Origin of the sequence: Acinetobacter sp. RUH 2624 (assembly GCF_000162375.2) — a bacterium.
In the GTDB taxonomy this organism is placed as follows: domain Bacteria; phylum Pseudomonadota; class Gammaproteobacteria; order Pseudomonadales; family Moraxellaceae; genus Acinetobacter; species Acinetobacter nosocomialis.
The window spans coordinates 1,715,236-1,734,098 of the sequence record NZ_KI391939.1 but is presented as its reverse complement, the minus strand read 5'-3'; the positions used below and the strand labels follow the sequence as shown (position 1 = coordinate 1,734,098).

21 protein-coding genes and 2 pseudogenes are annotated in these 18,863 nt (G+C 37.7%); 15 read left to right on the top strand and 8 right to left on the bottom strand.

The window, feature by feature from the left end; all coding sequences use genetic code 11:
* Positions 1 to 46 precede the first annotated feature (46 nt).
* Positions 47 to 241 (top strand): annotated as a pseudogene (locus HMPREF0014_RS26290) (alpha/beta hydrolase); the annotation flags it as partial.
* Between the two features lie 24 nt (positions 242 to 265).
* On the top strand, positions 266 to 1,180 hold the full coding sequence (locus HMPREF0014_RS14865; RefSeq protein ID WP_004886362.1) for an alpha/beta hydrolase: 915 nt from the start codon (positions 266 to 268) through the stop codon (positions 1,178 to 1,180).
* Positions 1,181 to 1,255: 75 nt separating this feature from the next.
* Here the strand turns inward: HMPREF0014_RS14865 and HMPREF0014_RS14860 are convergent, their stop codons facing one another.
* Together HMPREF0014_RS14860 and HMPREF0014_RS14855 are read right to left on the bottom strand one after the other, a co-directional pair.
* A complete protein-coding gene (locus HMPREF0014_RS14860; RefSeq protein WP_004886363.1) occupies positions 1,256 to 1,627 on the bottom strand; it encodes a nuclear transport factor 2 family protein in 372 nt (123 codons plus the stop codon).
* Positions 1,628 to 1,788: 161 nt separating this feature from the next.
* Entirely contained in the window at positions 1,789 to 2,724 is a 936-nt protein-coding gene (locus tag HMPREF0014_RS14855) for a LysR family transcriptional regulator (RefSeq protein WP_004886364.1), read from the bottom strand.
* A gap of 106 nt (positions 2,725 to 2,830) precedes the next feature.
* On the opposite strand from HMPREF0014_RS14855, the gene HMPREF0014_RS14850 reads away from it, so the two are divergent.
* Entirely contained in the window at positions 2,831 to 3,580 is a 750-nt protein-coding gene (locus HMPREF0014_RS14850) for a 3-oxoacyl-ACP reductase family protein (RefSeq protein WP_004886366.1), read from the top strand.
* Positions 3,581 to 3,608: 28 nt separating this feature from the next.
* Here the strand turns inward: HMPREF0014_RS14850 and HMPREF0014_RS25465 are convergent.
* From HMPREF0014_RS25465 to HMPREF0014_RS26090, 4 genes and pseudogenes are all read right to left on the bottom strand, one after another.
* Positions 3,609 to 3,762, bottom strand: a pseudogene (locus HMPREF0014_RS25465) (NUDIX hydrolase N-terminal domain-containing protein); the annotation flags it as partial.
* Between the two features lie 135 nt (positions 3,763 to 3,897).
* Positions 3,898 to 4,656: an HD domain-containing protein gene (locus HMPREF0014_RS14845; RefSeq protein WP_004886370.1), complete on the bottom strand. Its 759-nt coding sequence runs from the start codon at positions 4,654 to 4,656 to the stop codon at positions 3,898 to 3,900.
* A 112-nt stretch (positions 4,657 to 4,768) separates the two neighbouring features.
* Complete coding sequence (locus tag HMPREF0014_RS14840) at positions 4,769 to 5,278, bottom strand: GNAT family N-acetyltransferase (RefSeq protein WP_006580574.1); 510 nt, start codon at positions 5,276 to 5,278, stop codon at positions 4,769 to 4,771.
* Between the two features lie 488 nt (positions 5,279 to 5,766).
* On the bottom strand, positions 5,767 to 5,931 hold the full coding sequence (locus tag HMPREF0014_RS26090) for a hypothetical protein (RefSeq protein ID WP_009498765.1): 165 nt from the start codon (positions 5,929 to 5,931) through the stop codon (positions 5,767 to 5,769).
* A gap of 84 nt (positions 5,932 to 6,015) precedes the next feature.
* Between HMPREF0014_RS26090 and HMPREF0014_RS14835 the strand changes: the two genes are divergently transcribed.
* The 5 genes from HMPREF0014_RS14835 to HMPREF0014_RS14815 all read left to right on the top strand — a co-directional run bounded on the left by HMPREF0014_RS14835 (position 6,016) and on the right by HMPREF0014_RS14815 (position 10,680).
* Positions 6,016 to 6,573, top strand: a complete 558-nt coding sequence (locus HMPREF0014_RS14835; RefSeq protein WP_004886374.1) for a TetR/AcrR family transcriptional regulator — start codon at positions 6,016 to 6,018, stop codon at positions 6,571 to 6,573.
* A 320-nt stretch (positions 6,574 to 6,893) separates the two neighbouring features.
* Positions 6,894 to 7,502, top strand: a complete 609-nt coding sequence (locus HMPREF0014_RS14830; protein ID WP_002049163.1) for a paraquat-inducible protein A — start codon at positions 6,894 to 6,896, stop codon at positions 7,500 to 7,502.
* Positions 7,499 to 8,308, top strand: coding sequence for a paraquat-inducible protein A (locus HMPREF0014_RS14825; protein WP_004886377.1), 810 nt, complete (start codon positions 7,499 to 7,501; stop codon positions 8,306 to 8,308). The genes HMPREF0014_RS14830 and HMPREF0014_RS14825 overlap by 4 nt, the downstream gene beginning before the upstream one ends.
* A 7-nt stretch (positions 8,309 to 8,315) precedes the next feature.
* A complete protein-coding gene (locus tag HMPREF0014_RS14820; RefSeq protein WP_002049115.1) occupies positions 8,316 to 9,983 on the top strand; it encodes an MlaD family protein in 1,668 nt (555 codons plus the stop codon).
* The gene (locus HMPREF0014_RS14815) at positions 9,973 to 10,680 is read left to right on the top strand and encodes a PqiC family protein (protein WP_004886380.1); all 708 of its coding nucleotides are present in this window, start codon (positions 9,973 to 9,975) and stop codon (positions 10,678 to 10,680) included. Before HMPREF0014_RS14820 ends, HMPREF0014_RS14815 begins: the two co-directional genes overlap by 11 nt.
* Positions 10,681 to 10,736: 56 nt before the next feature.
* Here HMPREF0014_RS14815 and uraH read toward each other — a convergent pair whose 3' ends face one another.
* Positions 10,737 to 11,138 (bottom strand): hydroxyisourate hydrolase, encoded by a 402-nt coding sequence (gene uraH / locus HMPREF0014_RS14810; RefSeq protein WP_004886382.1) that lies wholly within the window; start codon positions 11,136 to 11,138, stop codon positions 10,737 to 10,739.
* A 13-nt stretch (positions 11,139 to 11,151) separates the two neighbouring features.
* Positions 11,152 to 11,640 carry a heme-binding protein gene (locus tag HMPREF0014_RS14805; protein WP_004886384.1) on the bottom strand — a complete coding sequence of 163 codons (489 nt, stop codon included), beginning with the start codon at positions 11,638 to 11,640 and terminating at the stop codon, positions 11,152 to 11,154.
* Between the two features lie 104 nt (positions 11,641 to 11,744).
* On the opposite strand from HMPREF0014_RS14805, the gene HMPREF0014_RS14800 reads away from it, so the two are divergent.
* From HMPREF0014_RS14800 to HMPREF0014_RS14770, 7 genes are all read left to right on the top strand, one after another.
* Positions 11,745 to 12,416, top strand: a complete 672-nt coding sequence (locus tag HMPREF0014_RS14800) for a heavy metal response regulator transcription factor (protein WP_001221367.1) — start codon at positions 11,745 to 11,747, stop codon at positions 12,414 to 12,416.
* Complete coding sequence (locus tag HMPREF0014_RS14795) at positions 12,413 to 13,804, top strand: heavy metal sensor histidine kinase (protein WP_004886387.1); 1,392 nt, start codon at positions 12,413 to 12,415, stop codon at positions 13,802 to 13,804. Before HMPREF0014_RS14800 ends, HMPREF0014_RS14795 begins: the two co-directional genes overlap by 4 nt.
* Positions 13,805 to 13,911: 107 nt before the next feature.
* The gene (locus tag HMPREF0014_RS14790) at positions 13,912 to 14,478 is read left to right on the top strand and encodes a lipocalin family protein (protein WP_004708005.1); all 567 of its coding nucleotides are present in this window, start codon (positions 13,912 to 13,914) and stop codon (positions 14,476 to 14,478) included.
* Between the two features lie 117 nt (positions 14,479 to 14,595).
* Positions 14,596 to 15,567: an acyl-CoA desaturase gene (locus HMPREF0014_RS14785; RefSeq protein WP_004886389.1), complete on the top strand. Its 972-nt coding sequence runs from the start codon at positions 14,596 to 14,598 to the stop codon at positions 15,565 to 15,567.
* A complete protein-coding gene (locus tag HMPREF0014_RS25945; RefSeq protein ID WP_006580571.1) occupies positions 15,564 to 16,826 on the top strand; it encodes an NAD(P)-binding protein in 1,263 nt (420 codons plus the stop codon). The genes HMPREF0014_RS14785 and HMPREF0014_RS25945 overlap by 4 nt, the downstream gene beginning before the upstream one ends.
* 22 nt (positions 16,827 to 16,848) lie before the next feature.
* Entirely contained in the window at positions 16,849 to 17,640 is a 792-nt protein-coding gene (locus HMPREF0014_RS14775; protein WP_004886394.1) for a DUF1365 domain-containing protein, read from the top strand.
* The gene (locus HMPREF0014_RS14770; protein ID WP_004886395.1) at positions 17,637 to 18,836 is read left to right on the top strand and encodes a cyclopropane-fatty-acyl-phospholipid synthase family protein; all 1,200 of its coding nucleotides are present in this window, start codon (positions 17,637 to 17,639) and stop codon (positions 18,834 to 18,836) included. The genes HMPREF0014_RS14775 and HMPREF0014_RS14770 overlap by 4 nt, the downstream gene beginning before the upstream one ends.
* Positions 18,837 to 18,863: the final 27 nt, after the last annotated feature.

Genomic DNA, 18,863 nt, shown 5'->3' with positions numbered 1-18,863 from the left:
ATCATTGCTTGTTAATATGCCTTTAACAAAGTTCAACACAGATGAGTTGATTATTGCAGGTGATAAGGTCGGTAGGTTTGGTTCATATCGAGATAGTTTGGAAATTTATGGACGAGCACGTTCAGAAAATAAAGAGCTTGTGATTGTAGAAGGTTAGTCTCTCTACGACTTATATGAAAAACCTGAACCTGGCGCACAAGCACTAGCAAAGATCATCCCATTTTTTCAAAAAAATATCTGAGTTAAGCTTATAAAGGAGCTAACAATGAATACTGTTAAATTTCAAAATTCGAATAGCCAAGATATTACTATGGCAGCAAATATTCACTACCCATCAAACTTTGATGAAACACAAAAGTATGCAGCTATTGTTGTGACTCATCCGGGCGGTGGAGTGAAAGAGCAGACCGCAGGCTTATATGCGTCTAAGCTTGCTGAACAAGGTTTTATTGCGATTGCATTTGATGCATCTTATCAAGGTGAAAGTACAGGTTTACCTCGTCAGTTGGAAAATCCTTACATTCGTACAGAAGATATTAGTGCAGTGATTGATTATCTAACAACCTTGAACTATGTTGACCAAAACCGTATTGGTGCAATGGGTATTTGTGCGGGCGGTGGTTATACCGCAAATGCAGCAATCAATGATCGCCGTATTAAAGCAGTAGGTACGGTAAGCGCCGTTAATATTGGTTCAATGTTTAGAAATGGTTGGGAAAACACGGTTAAAGATGCAGATGCCTTACCATACATTCAAGCAGGTTCAGATGCACGTACAGCCGATGTAACGAGTGGAAATATTGCAACCATTCCGCTTGCACCTTTAAAAGAAGAAGATGCACCGAATGAAGAGCTTCGTCAGGCATGGGAATACTATCATACGCCAAGAGCCGCGCACCCTAACTCACCGAGTTTTGCCACAACGCGTAGCTTGACTCAGCTTATTACTTACGATGCGTACAATAAAGCCGAAGCTTTCTTAACTCAACCGTTGGTTGCGATTGCCGGAAGTGTGGCAGGAAGTAAGTGGATGAGTGAAGATTTAATTCAACGTGCTGCAAGTCAGGACAAAACCTTACATATTGTTGAAGGTGCAAACCATATGGAATTATATGATATTCCTCAATATGTAAATGAAGCGTCAAACGTACTTGCTGATTTCTTTAAAATGAAATTATAAGGTAATCAAAATGTAGAGAACAAAAGCCCTCTTAAGCAGGGCTTTTGTCTTATTTACTTTTGATGGGTTAAGTTTTTAAAAATATGCCGCAAAAGTTTGCGCGACAATTTTGCCATTGCGAACAATGATTGTATCGGTTGCTAATTTTGCATTTGGTGCGCGCCAACGAATATAAGCAACTTCACCACAAATGGTTTTTTCATCAATTTCAATATCTCGTGTACCTTCTGGGAAGTAATCACGATAAACTGAAACAAATGTCTCATGAATTTGAGAAGTTCCACGGACTATTTCTCCTGTTCCATTAATGATAATGGCATCAGCAGCATAATCTTGAAGAGTTAAATCTACATCACCTAATCGAAACGCAGTTAAGTGTCTTTCCAGAACATTTAGTGTCTCGATAGATTGTTGATTTTCTGTTTTTGGATTATTTAAACTCATCATTTTGATTACTCCTATATTGCTTAATTGACAATCGTAGATGACGATTTATGAAGTTATTATTGGTTTCTCTAAGCAATATTTGTAGATAGTGAAGAGTTGAAACATTTTCTACTATTCATTGAAAATCTATGAGTAAAAATGATTTTTAGTTGAAAGTGTTTTTACTTTCCAAGCTTATGAGCTGATAATTGCTCATTAATTTTTAGCTGTTCAAATTTCGATACGATAAAGTCAATAAAACAGCGTGTCTTGGCCGGCATATGCTTTTTACTTGAAAAATAAAGATTAGTTTCGCCTAGATCTGCATACCACTCGGGTAAGATCCGAATTAAAGTTCCATTTTCTATATAACTTTTAGCATGTGCAGTAGAGATTGCTGCAATTCCCATTCCTAAAACTGCACCTTGATGTAAAGCACTTGGATCATCCGCAATTAGTTTTTCATTAAGATTTAGATAAGCTTCTCCCTGATCGGGTCCTATAAATTTGTATTCATGCAGCTTACCAGTTTGGGGAGACCTCATTATGATTCCATCCCAGTTAGATATATCTTCTGGATGACTAGGTAAAATTTTATTTTTTAAAAAATTTGGTGAAGCGACAATAATCATGTGAAGAGGAGAGAGCGATCTTTTAATAATTCCCTGACCTAATTTAAATCCACTTCCGATTGCGGCATCAAAGTTATCAGTAATTAAGTTCACTTGTTTATTAGATAAATGCCATTCGAGCTTAATATCCGGATATTTATTCATAAAGTCTGGCATGAGTGGAAGTATATATTCGACACCAAAGCCTGCGCTTAAGCTAATTTTTAAAGTTCCTTTAGGGTGACTTGAGTCTGTATTAAATTCTGAAATGGTGGTTTGAATATTATTTAAATTATCGCGGATGCTTGTAAAAAAATGCTCGCCAGCTTCGGTCAAGGTAAGATTTCTTGTACTTCTATGAAAGAGTCGCACTCCTAAATTTTGTTCGAGCTGTGCCACATTTCTAGAGACAGCAGCAGGAGTTAAGGCTAAATGTCGTGCGGCTGCTGAAAAACTACCATGTTCAGCACTTCTTATAAATGATTCCAGATTAGACAAGGTTTCCATATTTTATTTTCAATTTTTAATTGAAAATGATTATAGCAAACGCAGGCTACTTAACAATTAACCCCGATTTTATAGTTTAGATAGTTAAATAAACGGGTCATCTAAAATGTTAAATAAACTATCACTTACGGGAAAAGTTGCACTTGTAACTGGAGGGGCCAGAAGTATAGGTGCTGAAATTGTTAAAAAGTTAGCTTCTCACGGGGCTACAGTTGCATTTACTTATCATACCTCTCAAAAGCAAGCTGAAGAGCTAGTTAAAGAAATTGAATTTTATGGAGGTCATGGTTTAGCAGTACAAGCAGACGCCGGCAATCCTGAAATGGTTATTCAAGCTGTGGCTGAAGTTGCAAGAAGATTTAATCGGATTGACATATTGGTAAATAATGCAGGTATCAGTCATTTAGGCAGTTTAGAAGCTGTAACTATTGCTGACTTTGAAAGAATAATAGCCGTAAATGTTACAGGGGTATTTTTGACGACTCGCGAGAGTTTAAAGCATATGAGAAAAGGTGGAAGAATCATAAATATCGGAAGTACCATGGTGAATTATTCAGGATTTAGTGGAGCATCAATTTATATTCTCACCAAAGGAGCTATTACTGGTTTTTCTAAGGGACTGGTGCGCGAACTTGGTTCTAAAGGCATAACAATTAACACGATTCATCCTGGCCCTACCAATAGTGATATGAACCCGTCAGACGGTCCAATAGCAAATTTACTGCTACCGAATATTGCTGTAGGCCGATATGGTGAAGGAATAGATATTGCAAATTCTGTTCTATTTTTAGCAAGCGAAGACGCCAGTTATATCAGCGGGGCAGAATTAAGCGTTGATGGTGGATTTATTGCCTAGTATTTTTATAAATCAATAATTTAATGGCTTTAATTTCTTTTAGTTCTAACAGATGCTCAATATGTTCCAAAAGCTGCTCATAACGTTCTTTGTCATAAAACATCTTTTGAGTAATGTAAAACTGTTTGAGTAATACCAATAATTTTATTTAGAATTTCTAACCACTTAACTGAATCATTCATTAGAGTGGGGGCCTTTAATTTATATCTTCTGCATATATTAAGGCATACTCATGCTAAGGAATATAAAACAGTTGTTAATTGAAATTTCTAGTCATGATAGAAAAGTTGTTTTATGACTAATATGTTTAATTAAACTTATTCTTTATATAAATTTGATTTAATCAAGAGGGGTAATCCAAGATCATATAATAAGCCTGTTCGCGAACTCGGAACATTTTTTCTCTCTAATTTAATAAGTTTAATAAATTCTTTATTAAATTGATTTCTAGGATATTTTTCTAAAATTTCATTTCTAAAAGATAAGGGGATTTTATATTGATTGTCACTAATTACATCACAAGAAGCACCTTGCTGTAATAGAATAACCTCAGATGGATCAGATTCCTCTATATATCCATTCATGTGTAGACATATAGCATCTTTAATCACTTCGCTTTTTTTCTCATCAAAATTATATTCTTTCGCCTTTTGCTCAAATTGTTTAGCGCTCTCATATGTAAAACATTGACAGCCTTTACTATGCATATGTTGCTCAGTTAGGCCAATATCATGAAAAAGTGAAGCTAATAAGAGTGACTCAGAGTCAAACTGCCGGTTTTGTAAATGACCTAGGGCGGTTCCCCAGAAGTATGTTCGCCACGAATGATTGTAGATAGATGTACTTGCTTTTGATTCTAGTTCCTCAAGTGCGATTTTAATCATTTGAGTATCTGGTATTACGATTTGTCCTATATCAAAATCGTTACCAGTTTGAAATCGATGGTAATTTATTTTTATAGAATTTAGGATACTAGGCACCATAATTTTTTGAATTAATTTAATTTTTTCTTTAAAGCTGAGCTGACCATTTGTAGTTTGCATCCAGTGATATGAACCAATTTTTATAGTTTTCATTATTAAATCTCATTTTAGAGTAATTACTCTAAAATATTGTCATAACTTCCAGTTTGCAAGTTGTATCTTTTATGAATACGATAATCTTTTGATTAATATATATTTTATAAATTTATAAGCTAACACGAATTTCATATGTTACAAATTCATATTTGGGACCAGTAGATTTTGAAACTACTTTACCCCCTAAAGATTCGGCAATTTTTCGACTTGGATAGTTCTCTTTGGCGACGGGATAAACAAAAAAGTCCGGCTTAACAAAGTCAATTGCCCAGTTTGCTACCGCTGTTACAGCTTCTCTACCATAGCCATGATAGTGGTAATCTTCGCGTATCCATATGCCTAACTCTGGGTTACTGGTTTGCATACGATGCAGACCTACAAGACCTATAAATACGTGAGAAGATGTCTCTCTAATAACGAAAATAATTTCAGTTCCAAGAGCAAAGTTCTTTAGCCAGTTATTCCAAGTTTGGTCGAACTCATGCCTTGGTTGAGGATCCCAAGCCATATAGCGTGTGAGCGTAGGGGTAATACAGTTATAGGTTTCATCTGCATCATTTACAGTAAATGGTTTTAGGGTAAGCCTTTGAGTAAAGAGAGTTACTGTATTTAAAGTCATAATTATCCTTATATAAATGAATTAAATTGTTATCAAAAAATATATGATCCGGATTCAAATTAAAGTAAACAATAAACTTTTACTAGGCATAGATACTGCGTTTTATATAAATAATTTATAAACCCAATTTAACAATAAATTTTAATTATTTATCCTTACTTTTTAATGCTCTAATTTAAAACAAATGTCATTTCATATGCTTGACTGTAATAGGGTTGAGCACTATCCTTTGCCTGCTGGCCTACATTGCCAGCCGGCTTTGACAGGCTGATTTAGACCACATCAGAATTATTCCTTCTGAGGAATAGTCCTGTGTGTAAGCTCCTCGTCTCCTCCCGTAGCGGTAGGACGGGAGAGGGACACCTTCGGGTGTGCTGGCGTCTAACCAGTCTGTCAACCTTCTCTCGTTCTGCCACCATAATCGTTTGACAGTGATTCGGTAGAACTTCTTTAGACATGAGGAGTCCTCTATGCGTATTAATTCTTCTTTATTGGCTTTCGCCAAATTCTCTCTGCCCATACCACTTAAAAAGTCTATAAAACGGTTCAATCGACTCTAGGTTTTCTACGCCTTTAGTATCGTTACGACCAAAAATCATAGCAACAATAAACCCGAGATAGGCGAGCACACCATTATTGTGCGGCTTTTGCATGTCTGTATTTAGCACTCAATTTAAGAGTGACGGCATTTCTATCTCTTTTATATACAACAAAAAATTATTTTAATTGGTAAAACTATGCCACGTTATTTAGAAACGCCTTCCAAAAAATTACACATTATTCGAACGGCTATACGTCTATTTACAACCTATGGATTTCATACCGCAGGCGTAGACCTGATTGCCAAAGAGTCCAACGTTCCGAAAGCTACGCTTTACAATTACTTTCGCTCAAAAGCAGGCCTCATTGAAATATGTCTTTTACTTCAAAAAGACACACTCATGGAAAAAGTAAGAGAGGTGATAGAAACAACCCAATATTCCACTTTAACCGATAAACTCAGACAAATTTTTCTTTTACATGCCGACTTAAATAGCGCTTATTACCTACTGTTTAAAGCAATTTTTGAAACTAAATCACTTTATCCTTATGCTTACCAAAGTGCCGTGCGTTATAGGCGTTGGCTAAAAAATGAGGTTTTCTGCCTCATGGTAGAAACTAAGAAAATGACTTCTTATGCAGAAGCAGAGATTTTGGTATTTATGATAGATGGGGCAATTTTAGGGCTTTTAACCTCAGACAGAGTTGAAGAACAAACCAAGTTGTTAGATTACTTTTTGGTGAGGGTTAATTAAATTTATTCATCTAAAGAATTACTATTTAGAATGAATAAACTTATTTTGTTATGCTGGGCGTAAAATTGCACTGGAATGTTTTTGCGTTGAAGAGAGCGTAAATTTATTTAAGCTGAATATTCTTTTAGATTTAGTACCTTAAAAGCTCCTTGAAGAAAAGGAGCTTTTTTAGTTCTTTTTGTTTTATTTAATAAAATAATTCATCCATATGGTCACTAATTTTTTCTTGAAGAAATGAGATTAGTTTGGCACATTGCTCATAAGTATTATTTTCGGCAAGCGTTATAGCACAGTAAAACGATAAACCTTAGAGTATAAGTATGAAGCTTAAAGAATTAGCAGGTTGTGAGGAGTGCGATACCGTCTATCGTAGAGTCCCGCTTGCTTACGGAAAAAGAGCTTATTGTGTCTGCTGTGGTGCGGAACTTTATCGGCATACCAAACCGTTTACCACGTTGTTAGCTTTAATTTTAACGGCCTTAATTGTATTTGTGATTGCCAATAGTTTTCCGATTGTAAAAATTGAGTTGCAAGGCAACATATCCGAAACCACTTTACTTGGTGCCGTATGGGTGATGTTTCATTATGATCGGGCCTTCGTCGGTGTCCTCATTTTAATCACTACATTTATAGTGCCGCTTTCATATTTGTTATTAATGGCTTATGTCCTTGGTACGGTGAGTGTATTTAAAAGACGCCCCAAGTTTTTAGTCGGTGCCTTACGTACACTTTATTTTATGAGAGTGTGGGGAATGGTTGAGGTGTTCCTGATTGGAATTTTGGTCACTCTCGTAAAGTTAATGGGTATGGTACTGGTTATTCCCGAAATTGCCTTGTGGGCATTTGCGGTCTTAAGCCTATTAATGGTTTATATTACATCCATAAAAGTCAGTGACATATGGAACGAAATTGATAGGTCACAATTATGAAAACAATAAAAAATGTGACTACAGCGAAAACCGAAAATACCGATACGGTTCTAAAGCAATATCCAAGAGCCAAAGATCTTTCACTTATATTGTGTCACTGCTGCGGGTTATTAAACTCATCAAAAGTAGATAAAACGGTCGCTGGTAAAAAACATCAAGTTTTACGCTGTGTGAGATGCCACAGTGTGCTGCACCAACGTAAACCGGGAAGTTTAAACCGTACCTTTGCTTTAGTGGTTGCTGCAACTATTCTTTATATACCGGCAAATGTGCTGCCCATGACGGTGACTGACTCTCTTTTAGGAAGTCAGCAAGATACCATTATGAGTGGCGTGATTTACTTTTGGCAAAATGGAGACTATTTGGTGTCGGTGGTCATTTTTATGGCCAGTATTTTTATTCCGATGCTTAAGCTATTTATTTTGTATTTCCTGTTATTGGTTGTATATATACAGTCATCGGCAGCTTGGAAATTTGCGCCTGAGCAATGTATTAAACTTTATCGAATTGTAGAATTTGTCGGGCGTTGGTCTATGATTGACGTGTTTGTGGTCGCTTTATTGACTGCTCTCATTCAAATTCAATCGCTTGCCACTATTTTAGCAGGGCCGGGTTCTATCGCCTTTGGTGCAGTTGTGGTTTTGACCATGTTTGCATCTTTAAGTTTTGACCCACGTATTATTTGGGATAATTTTTATGCATCTCAAAATACAAATAAACCCAATCAGTTTTCCTCGGAAAAAAACACAATTATTCAGGCAGAGCACTCGTCCTTGAATAATGATTCCATTAATCCCAGTCAATAAAAGAAAAATGAGTATGTCTGAAAACAAAACAACCAGCGGTACCTCAGATCATCATGAGACAGATGTTGAACTGGAAAACATGAATGATTTACCAGAACCTCAAGAAAAGAAAAATCGGTGGAAACCTTTACTTATCTGGATTGTCCCACTGGTTGCACTTTTAATTGCACTTTCACTCGCGGTGAAAGCGTTACTGTCGAATGGGCCAACGATTGAAGTGTCTTTTCGTACAGCCGAGGGTTTAGTCGCAGGTAAAACAACAGTTCGCTATAAGCAAGTGGATATTGGGGTGGTACGGCAGATTGCTCTTGCAGAAGATCGTTCGCGCGTTATTGCACGTATTGATTTACGTAAGGATGCAAGCAACTTTGCTGCCCAAGATTCACGGTTTTGGGTGGTGCGACCACGCATTGGGACGAGTGGAGTTTCAGGCATAGATACTTTATTGTCGGGTTCATATATTGAAGTGGATGGCGGGAAATCACCCGAGAAAAAACTTGAATTTACGGGGTTAGAAATACCACCCGTTATTACCTCAGATGTACCGGGTAAAGTATTTTTCCTAAAAGCTGATGATTTAGGGTCTTTAGATATCGGTTCACCGATTTATTATCGTCGAATTAACGTAGGACAAATTACCGCCTATAACTTAGCCGATGACGGTAAAAGCGTAGAGCTTCAGACTTTTATTCGTGCGCCGTATGATAAGTTTGTAACAACAGACGCTCGTTTTTGGCAGGCAAGTGGTATAGACGTCACCTTAAATGCTTCAGGCTTTAATTTAGATACTCAGTCGCTTGCAAGTATTGTCGCTGGTGGTATTGCGTTTGGTTTCCCTGAAAACTCAAATGCAACTGTAGCAGCCAATAAGAGTCACTTTAATCTTTGGGACTCAAAAGCTGAGGCTTTAAAAGAACCAGATGGACAACCGCGTGGCGTGATTATGTACTTTGATCATTCATTACGTGGGTTAGCAGTTGGTGCACCAATCGACTTCATGGGTATTGAAATTGGTAGTGTTAAATCAATTAATGCAGAGTTTTATAACAACTATAAGCAGATTCGTATGCGTGTTGAGGCGGTAATTTATCCGTCACGCGTTGAAAATGGCTTGGCACTCAATCCAAACAGTGAAATTTTCAAAGATTTTGTTGAGCATGGATGGCGTGCACAAATGAGAACGGGCAACCTCTTAACAGGCCAAAACTATATTGCGTTAGACAAGTTCCCTAAAGCTAAACCGGCAACTTTACAAACGCTAAATGATGGTCGTGTAGTGATTCCAACCACTGCAACAGAGCTAAGTGGTTTGCAGGCGCAGGTTTCTCAAATTGCTGACAAGTTAACCAAATTCCCGTTAGTAGAAATTGGGCAGGATGTTCGTAAAACGCTTAAGAACATGAATACAGCTATTGAGTCAACTGACAAGCTGGTTAAACAGTTAGACGGTAAAGTCGCACCTGGTTTACAGGCAACCTTAGACGATGTTCGTAAAACTGTAAGATCGTCCGAGTCTATCTTGTCGAGTGATGCGCCGTTACAACAAGACGTACGTAAAGCATTGCAACAGATGACTCGTGCGGCTGCTTCTTTACAGCTCATGTCAGATTATATTGAGCAACATCCTGAATCTATTATTCGTGGTAAGAGACCAGAGGCCAACGATGAAAAATAAAAAGAACCAATCATTTCAACACTTTCAAGTAGCCAAATGGCTGCTTGGGAGTGGGGTACTTTTAACAGCGGTTGCTATGACAGCCTGTTCTAGTTCGCCAACGCCAAACTACTATACGATTAGTCCTAAAGTAACTCCGGCAGTTAACTCAAGTATTCGAGTTATTGAAGTTCTACCGGTTGGTCTTCCAGACCGTTTAGATCGTGCGCCTTTGGTGCTACAGGACAGTAATGGCAAGTCAACAGTATTGGATAATGAGCGTTGGACTTCGACTATGAGTACACAATTACGTGATACCTTGTCGGCGGGTTTACAGCAAAAGTTAGGCGCTATTGATAGCTATAGCAGTGGGCTTGCTGGAAATAATCAGCCTTTATACCGAGTTTCTACAGACTTTTCTCATTTCGATATTGTAGATAACAGCAATATCAATGTTGCAGTGTCTTGGGTGGTGAAGCGTCAAATACCGCCTACTCAATTAGAATCATCTAATCCAAAAGTCATCACGAATGCGGGTTCGCAGCTCAATTGTCGAATTGCTTTTAAACAGCCGATTGATCAAAAAGCTAAAAAACTTGAAGCAATTGTTAGTGCTTCAAGTGAGGCAATGAGCCAAATTATTAATACGGTTTCTTCTTCTATTTTGGCGCTAGATTCAAATAAAAAAGTAGTCGTCAACAATGGTATTTGTTCGTAGCAAGATGTTTAACAAAACCCTTTATCTGCCTAAAAACAGATAAAGGGTTTTTTATTTTAGTTGCCTCTATAGGTTGAGTAACCGTAAGGGCTGAGCAGTAACGGAATATGGTAGTGATTTACACTGCCGTCCACTTTAAAAATCACGGGTACTTCGCTAAAGAACGTTTGCTGTTTGTTCTTTTTAAACCATTCTTCAGTTTTAAACGTAACTTTATAAACACCTTGTTCTAGTTTTTTATTTTCCGGATAGAGCGCAGTTATACGGCCATTTGAGTCTGTCACTTGTTGGTTGAGTTTCACCCACTGGTTATTGGTGTTTTTCTCCAAAATCACTTCAACCTGAGAAGAGGGTAAACCTGTCTCTAGGTTTAACACATGCACACTAAGCGGATTGGTTTGTGCAAATGTAGCTGAGGCTATAAATAAAGAAGATAAAGCAATAAATGATTTATTCATGTGATGTAGCTCCTTATGAGTTAAAAACGGTTTCAATGGCTTTGCTTGCACACTGATTGTCATTTTGCGCGCCGCCAGCACCCGCAACCCCAATCGCGCCGATCACTTGGTTCTCAAAACGGACAGGTATGCCACCGCCTAACAAAAGTAAATTTGCTACGGTGGTTAAATTTTTTGCATCGGGGTTTTGGTTACTGTTTTGGCTTAAAACTAAGGTCGATGTTTTGGTCGATAACGCGGTAAACGCTTTTTTCTCGGCAGCCATTAAATTATGCGGGCCTACCAACTCATGCCGCTCGGCAGTTAAAGTATTACCGCCACGATCTACCACAACGACCGCAATATTTTGATTTAGTTGTTTACATGCCTGTTTAGCACTGTCAGCTAGCAGATGGGCGGTTTTAAGATCTAACGAATAAACTTGATTCAAAGCAGGGGGCTGTGCAAAAGTACTATTTGCAAATAGCACTGTTGTGAGTAGCAGCCAGTTTATTTTGTTCATAATGATTGCCTCTATGTCGCTTTGAAAATCTTAAACAAATTGCCTAATTTCAAGCATGACAATCACATTACAAAGTTGTCATTTTTCTAATGAGTCTCTACAAAATGCGTATTCTTATTATTGAAGACGAGATCAAGATCGCCACTTATTTGGTCAAAGGGTTAAAAGAATCCGGATACCAAGCCGAGTGCGTACATTTAGGGCTTCAAGGTTTGGAAATGCTAAAAAGAGATCAATATGACTTGCTTATTCTTGACGTGATGTTGCCGGACATAGAGGGCTGGAGCGTACTACAGGTACTACGCCAGTTTTCAAAAATTCCGGTGATTTTCTTAACAGCAAAAGATCAGGTCATGGATAGAGTGAAAGGGTTAGAGTTAGGTGCAGATGACTACTTGGCTAAACCCTTTTCCTATATTGAACTCTTGGCACGCATTAAAAGTTTGTTAAGACGACAGCAGTATTTGCAAGAAAATGAGTTGTCTATAAGTGATCTAAAAATGGATTTGGTGGGGCATAAAGTATGGCGTAATGGCAACTTAATCGAACTGAGTAAAACCGAATTTAACTTATTACGTTATTTATTGGTCAATAAAGAACAAATCGTGACGCGTAGACAAATCGGTTCTGAGGTTTGGAATATTAACTTTGACACCGATACTAACTTTATTGACGTTGCAGTACGCCGTTTAAGAAGCAAAATTGATGAAGGATATGAACCAAAACTTATCCATACCATCCGTGGCTTGGGCTATAAAATTTCGGTTAGCTTATGAACTTTAAATTTCTGCGTTCGCTTGAAGTGCGTATTACCATACTGGTCACGCTTTGTTCGGCTCTCATTTTATGTTCAGTCGGCTTTATGACCTATTTAGGCATTAACCAAATTTTATTAAAGCAGCAAGATAAAGCTTTAGTAGACCGAATTAATCGTTTGGAAATTTTGCTACAAGACAGTGAAAATGTTGAGCAAATTATTGCGCGCCCTAAGCTGTATCAAAACATGCTTGGCAACCAAGACAACTTATTTTTACTTATTCATAAAGACAAAGCTTTAATTAATATCAATCCACTCCATATTCAGCTACCTCAGCTTGCAGAGCGAACAAATCTTCAATTTCAAGACTTGGCTAACAATTCATATCCAACGCGAATTGCGTGGAAAACCATCACTATTAATCAGGAACCTTATCTGCTTATTGCGGGTAAACAGTGGTCTGAGCGCATCAATATACTTTTACCATTTCAAAAGAATCTTTTGATGTATGTGGTAGGAGGAATTCTTGCAATTTTTGCTCTTTGTATTTTGGTATGTCATTTGGGATTGCGTTCGCTACAACGGCTTCGTAAGCAAACTCACTCAATTAACGTAAATCAGCTACAAAAACGTTTAAACCTATCAAATACATCTTTAGAAGTTGAGCTGCTTTCTAAAGATATAAACCATATGCTTGAACGTATTGAAAAGGGCTATACGCAGCTCAATCGTTTTTCTGAAGATATCGCACATGAGTTCCGTACGCCGTTAAATAACTTGATAGGGCAAACCGAGATTGCTTTAACAGATGAGCGTTCAGTAGAACAATATCAAGATTTGTTGGTGTCTCATTTAGAGGATTATCACAGATTAAAACGTATGATTGATAGCATGTTGTTCTTGGCAAGAGCCGATCAAAAAATGGTGCTTGTTAACAAACAGCAAATCAATATTCAGGACGTTTTAGATGGGCTATGCCAGATTTTTGAATATCAATTTGAGGAACAAGACTGCCACATTAGTTTTAATCTAGAAGTTCCAATGTTATTTGCAGATCCAGAGTTATTTCAACGAGCGGTTTACAACCTTGTTTTAAATGCGCTGGTTCATGGGGGCTATAACAGAACTATCTTGGTTACAAGTAAATATAAGACACTTGATCACAAGAAAATGGTGAGCCTAAGTGTGATAACCAGTGGTATTTCAATCGCTGAACATCAACTTGAACATCTTTTTGAACGATTCTACCAATGTCATTCAAGCCGAACTGATGAGAGCCAGACAGGCGGCTTAGGTCTATCTATTGTGGCTTCTATTATGGATTTACATCATGGCTCATACCGTGCTTATAACACGGCTGTAGGAGTATGTTTTGAGCTTGATTTCCCAATTGCAGATACTCCATAGAAATACAATTAACTACCTATTAATGTTGCTTAATTTTAAATTTCACACTTTGTTCACAACCCTCTGAAGTATGTTTAAACACATGAAATAAATATAGGAGGATCATGATGAAATTATTATTTAAATCAATTGTGATGAGTAGCAGTCTGGCCGTAGTTAGTCTATTGGCCCCTTTAAGTACCTATGCAGAAACTACCACTAAACCCGTAGCTGTTGACGCTATCGATATTAATAAATATGTAGGTAAGTGGTATGAGATTGCGCATTTGCCTATGTTTTTTCAGCGTAATTGTATAGCCAATACAACAGCAACCTATTCGATTAACGCAGATAAAACCGTGGGTGTTTTAAATAGTTGTACGAATAAAAAAGGCGAAGTGATTTCATCCGAAGGTGTGGCTTATCCGCAAAATGAAGGTAATAGTAAACTAGAGGTAAGCTTCTTACCTTCCGGTTTAAGATGGATTCCTTTTACCAAAGGTGACTATTGGGTGCTTAGAGTTGACCCAGATTATCAAGTCGCTTTGGTGGGTGGGCCAAGTACAGAATATTTGTGGATTCTTTCTCGTAGCCCTCAAATTGATCAAGCAACATATAACTCTTATTTGCAAACGGCAAAACATTATGGCTATGATGTTTCCAAACTCATTAAAACAACACAAACAAATTATTGAAATCGCTGATTATGTTGGCTTTTAAATTTGGCTCATAAATCTGTGAACTTCACATAAAATTCATTGCGCATTTTCTAAATTAGAACCAAAAGAAATGCTTTAGATCAGGAAGAATCAATGTCTAAATTTTTTCTACGCTGGATCGATAGCTGGTCAGATTCAGAAAATGCGCAAATGGATGCTTCTAGCGAATATGTCATTGAAAAGAAAATTCAATGGTTAAGAATCATACCTTTTATTCTATTACACATCGCTTGTTTAGCTGCTTTTTGGGTTGGGGTGTCTTGGTTTGCTGTGATCTTCATGCTTGGCTTTTACCTAATACGCATGTTTGCAATTACCGCTTTTTTTCACCGTTATCTTTCCCATAAAACTTTTCAAACTTCACGTATTGTCCAATTTATTTTTATCTTGATTGGAACTATGAGTGCACAGCGCGGACCGTTATGGTGGGCAGCACACCACCGTTATCACCATCATTTTACCGACACCGAACAAGATCCGCATTCAGCGAAAGCAGGTTTTTGGTATTCGCATGTAGGCTGGTTTTTAAACGAGCAGAATTTTGCCACTCGAAAAAAAGTCATTAAAGACTGGTTGAAGTATCCGGAACTGATTTGGCTTGACCGATTTAGCTTACCTGTTGTGATTTTGACGGCTTTGGCAATTTACGGTTTAGGTTCATGGCTGGCGCAGCGTTTTCCTGAGTTAGGTACCAATGGCTTACAGCTTTTGGTATGGGGTTTTGTGATTTCTACTGTGCTGTTAACACATGCGACTTTATGTATTAATTCACTTGCGCATCGTTATGGTTCACGAGAGTTTAATACGGCTGACGATAGCCGTAATAACTTTTTCCTCTCTTTAATTACCTTAGGTGAAGGATGGCACAACAACCATCACTTTTACGCGGGTAGTGTGCGACAAGGTTTTTATTGGTGGCAGATCGATATTACCTTTTATGTATTAAAAGTCATGTCTTTATTTGGTTTGGTATGGGGATTAAAGCCAGTACCAGAGAAGGTTTATCAATATAAAAAAATTAAAAATCTGCCGATAGAAAAAATTGAAAATGGGGAAGTGTTATGAAGATTGCCATTATTGGTTCAGGTATATCGGGGCTTTATGCGGCTTGGAAATTGTCAAAACAACATCAGGTTACGATATATGAAAAAAATAACTATTTTGGCGGTCATACAGATACGCGTGAGCTTGATATAGACGGCGCTAAGGTTGCGGTAGATAGCGGTTTTATTGTGTTTAACGACTATAACTACCCGTTATTTACTGACATGCTTAAAAATTTGGGAGTTGAAACCCAATATAGTGATATGAGCTTTTCGGTAAATAATTTGGTGAGTGGGCTTCAATATAATCCTTCAAAAAAATGGTCGCTCTTTGCTCGTCCGCAGAACTTTTTAAACCGTAAATTTCTACAAATGCTCTCAGACTTGCTGCGTTTTTACGATGATAATAAAGATATAGATGTGGCGGATATTGATCCAAATTTATCGATTGAAGACTATTTAGATCAACATAAATATAGTGCCGAGTTCCGCTATGAGCATCTTTATCCGATGTGCGGTGCATTATGGTCGGCACCGGTTGAGCAGGTAGGACAGATTCCATATCGATTTGTGGTAAGTTTTTTTCAGCATCATCGTATGTTGCAGCTAAAAGAGCGGCCACAATGGCAAACGGTTAAACACGGTTCGGCAAGTTATATTCGTGCTATTCAAAAGAGTTGCCCATCGCTTGAATGGAATTTTGCAGAAGTAAAAAGTGTGAGCCGTTCCCCTGAAACCGTGTGGATCGAAACTTCAGAAGGGCAAGCACAATATGACTGGGTGATTTTTGCAAGCCACGCTGATGATAGTCTAGATTTAATAAAAGATGCTTCATCGCTTGAACAAGAAATATTAAGTCAGTTTGGTTATCAAGATAATCATATGGTGGTACACCGCGATCTTTCAATTATGCCTAAAAGCCGTTTGCAGTGGGCAAGCTGGCATGTACATGTAACTCCTGCATCGCAAGTTCAAAACAATGAGTCTGCCATACATTATGGTTTTACTTATTGGATGAACAATTTACAAAACCTACCCTGCAAAACTCAGATTTTCTGTACTTTAAATCCCAATGTGCAAATTAAAGCCGAAGATATTTTGGTTGAACGTCATTATCGACATCCGGTATTTGATGCAAAAGCGATTCAAGCTCAATCTCGTTGGCAAGAAATTAGTGGGCAAAATCGTACTTCATTTTGTGGAGCATATTGGGGATGGGGTTTTCATGAAGATGGCGCTCGCAGTGCAGCACGTGTTGTTGAGCAACTCTTAGCGTTATAAAAATAAAACGGGAGCTTATCAAATGTTATTAAATAAACTGGCTATCGCTCCCGCACTTATTCGTCACAGACGTTATAGTCCCAAAACTCATCAATTTACATCAACCTTAAATTATTTATGGTTTGACCCAGATCAATTAAATGAAATTACACAAGATTGTTTATTTTGGTCGACTGATCATTGGAATGTATTAAAACTATCCGAAAGTGATTTTTTAAATATGTATAGCGGTTCGGTAAGGGATCGGGTAGGAAAAGCGCTACTGCAAAATAACAACTTATATATGGGTTCAGATTGGCAAATCAGAGTATTGGCTTTGCCTCGTTGTTTGGGTTTTCGGTTTAATTCAGTCGTATTTTATTTTGTTTTAAGTCAAACAGGCCAACCGTTATTTATTCTTAGCGAAATTACCAATACCCCGTGGAATGAGCGAAAAGTCTATACACACGACTGTATAAAACAACAAGGTCAGGTGGGTGATTATCAGAGTTTCGATTTTAACTTTGAAAAATCATTTCATGTTTCGCCGTTCATGCCCATGCAGTTGACTTACCGTTGGCGGTTTAGTTTTTCAGACTTACAAAATGTTATTCATATGCAGCTCTTTGAAGAGAAAAAACAAGTCTTTGATGCCACTATGCGCTTTGAACTTGTGCCCATCACATTTCCTTCACAGCAATATCGATATGCTCTTATCAACAGCCTAGCGCCTTTTAAAATGCTGTTTTCCATATATTTAGAGGCATTTAAGTTGTGGCGAAAAAAAGTTCCATTTTATCGTCATCCTAAAAAGATCAAGGTAGATAAGACATGATAAAAACATTTCTTTATGGTGAAGATGACTCGCTACCATTACTGCTCAAGAGTCTTCTTAAATTACGTCATGGACAGATTACTTTTCAGGGCGCGTGGAATGGGACGGTCGGTGAAGTTTCAGATCTTCACGCTGTAATTGAAGTTCATAATCCTCTACTGATGGATCTCATTTTAAAAAATGGTGTTTTAGGAGCAGCAGAAGGGTATATCCGTGGTGATTGGAGCAGTGAGCAACTTGTCGAGTTGATTCAGATATTAGCGCGTAATCGAGATGTATTAGACCAAATCAACCAGAATGTTGTTGCCCAAGCCAGTCAGTTTTTTCTTAAGGCGTGGTATCAAAACCGGAAGAATTCCATAAGTGGTAGCCGGAAAAATATTGCTGAGCACTACGACTTAAGCAACGACTTTTTTAAATTGTTTTTAGATCCGACTTTAATGTATTCGAGTGCAGTCTTTGAAAATGAAACCATGACTCTCGAAGAAGCATCCGATTTAAAAAAAGAGATTATCTGTAAAAAGCTCGATTTAAAACCAATGGATCATTTGGTTGAAATTGGAAGTGGGTGGGGTGGTTTTGCAATTTATGCAGCTCAACACTATGGCTGTAGAGTGACCACTATTACTATTTCACAGGCTCAATACGATGAAGCCATTACTCGCGTAAATGAAGCAGGACTATCTCACCGAATTGATGTACAACTCAAAGACTACCGTCTGCTTGAAGGTAAGTTTGACAAGTTGGTGTCAATTGAAATGGTTGAGGCAGTTGGTGCACAGTATTTATCGACATATTTTGATCAGTGTAAAGCACTATTAAAACCAAAAGGTTTAGCGTTTATTCAAGCCATTACCATTGAAGATTTCCGCTATAAAAAAGCACTCAACACTGTTGATTATATTAAACGCTATATTTTTCCCGGCAGCTTTATTCCTAGCATAACTGTATTGACTCAAACCGCGTCTGAAAGTGGTTTAAGGTTAAAGTCTTTAAATGACATTGGTCTAAGTTATGCGCAAACCATTCATCACTGGCGAGCGCGATTTTTAGCAGCCCGAGAGCAGGTTTTGGCTTTGGGTTTCGATGAAAACTTCATACGTATGTGGGATTTTTATTTATGTTATTGCGAGGGTGGCTTTAAAGAAGGTGTGATAAGCAACGTTCACTTGTTGTTTGAAAGTAGCAGTTACTAACTCAAACACATCAAGCAAGGAGAATGC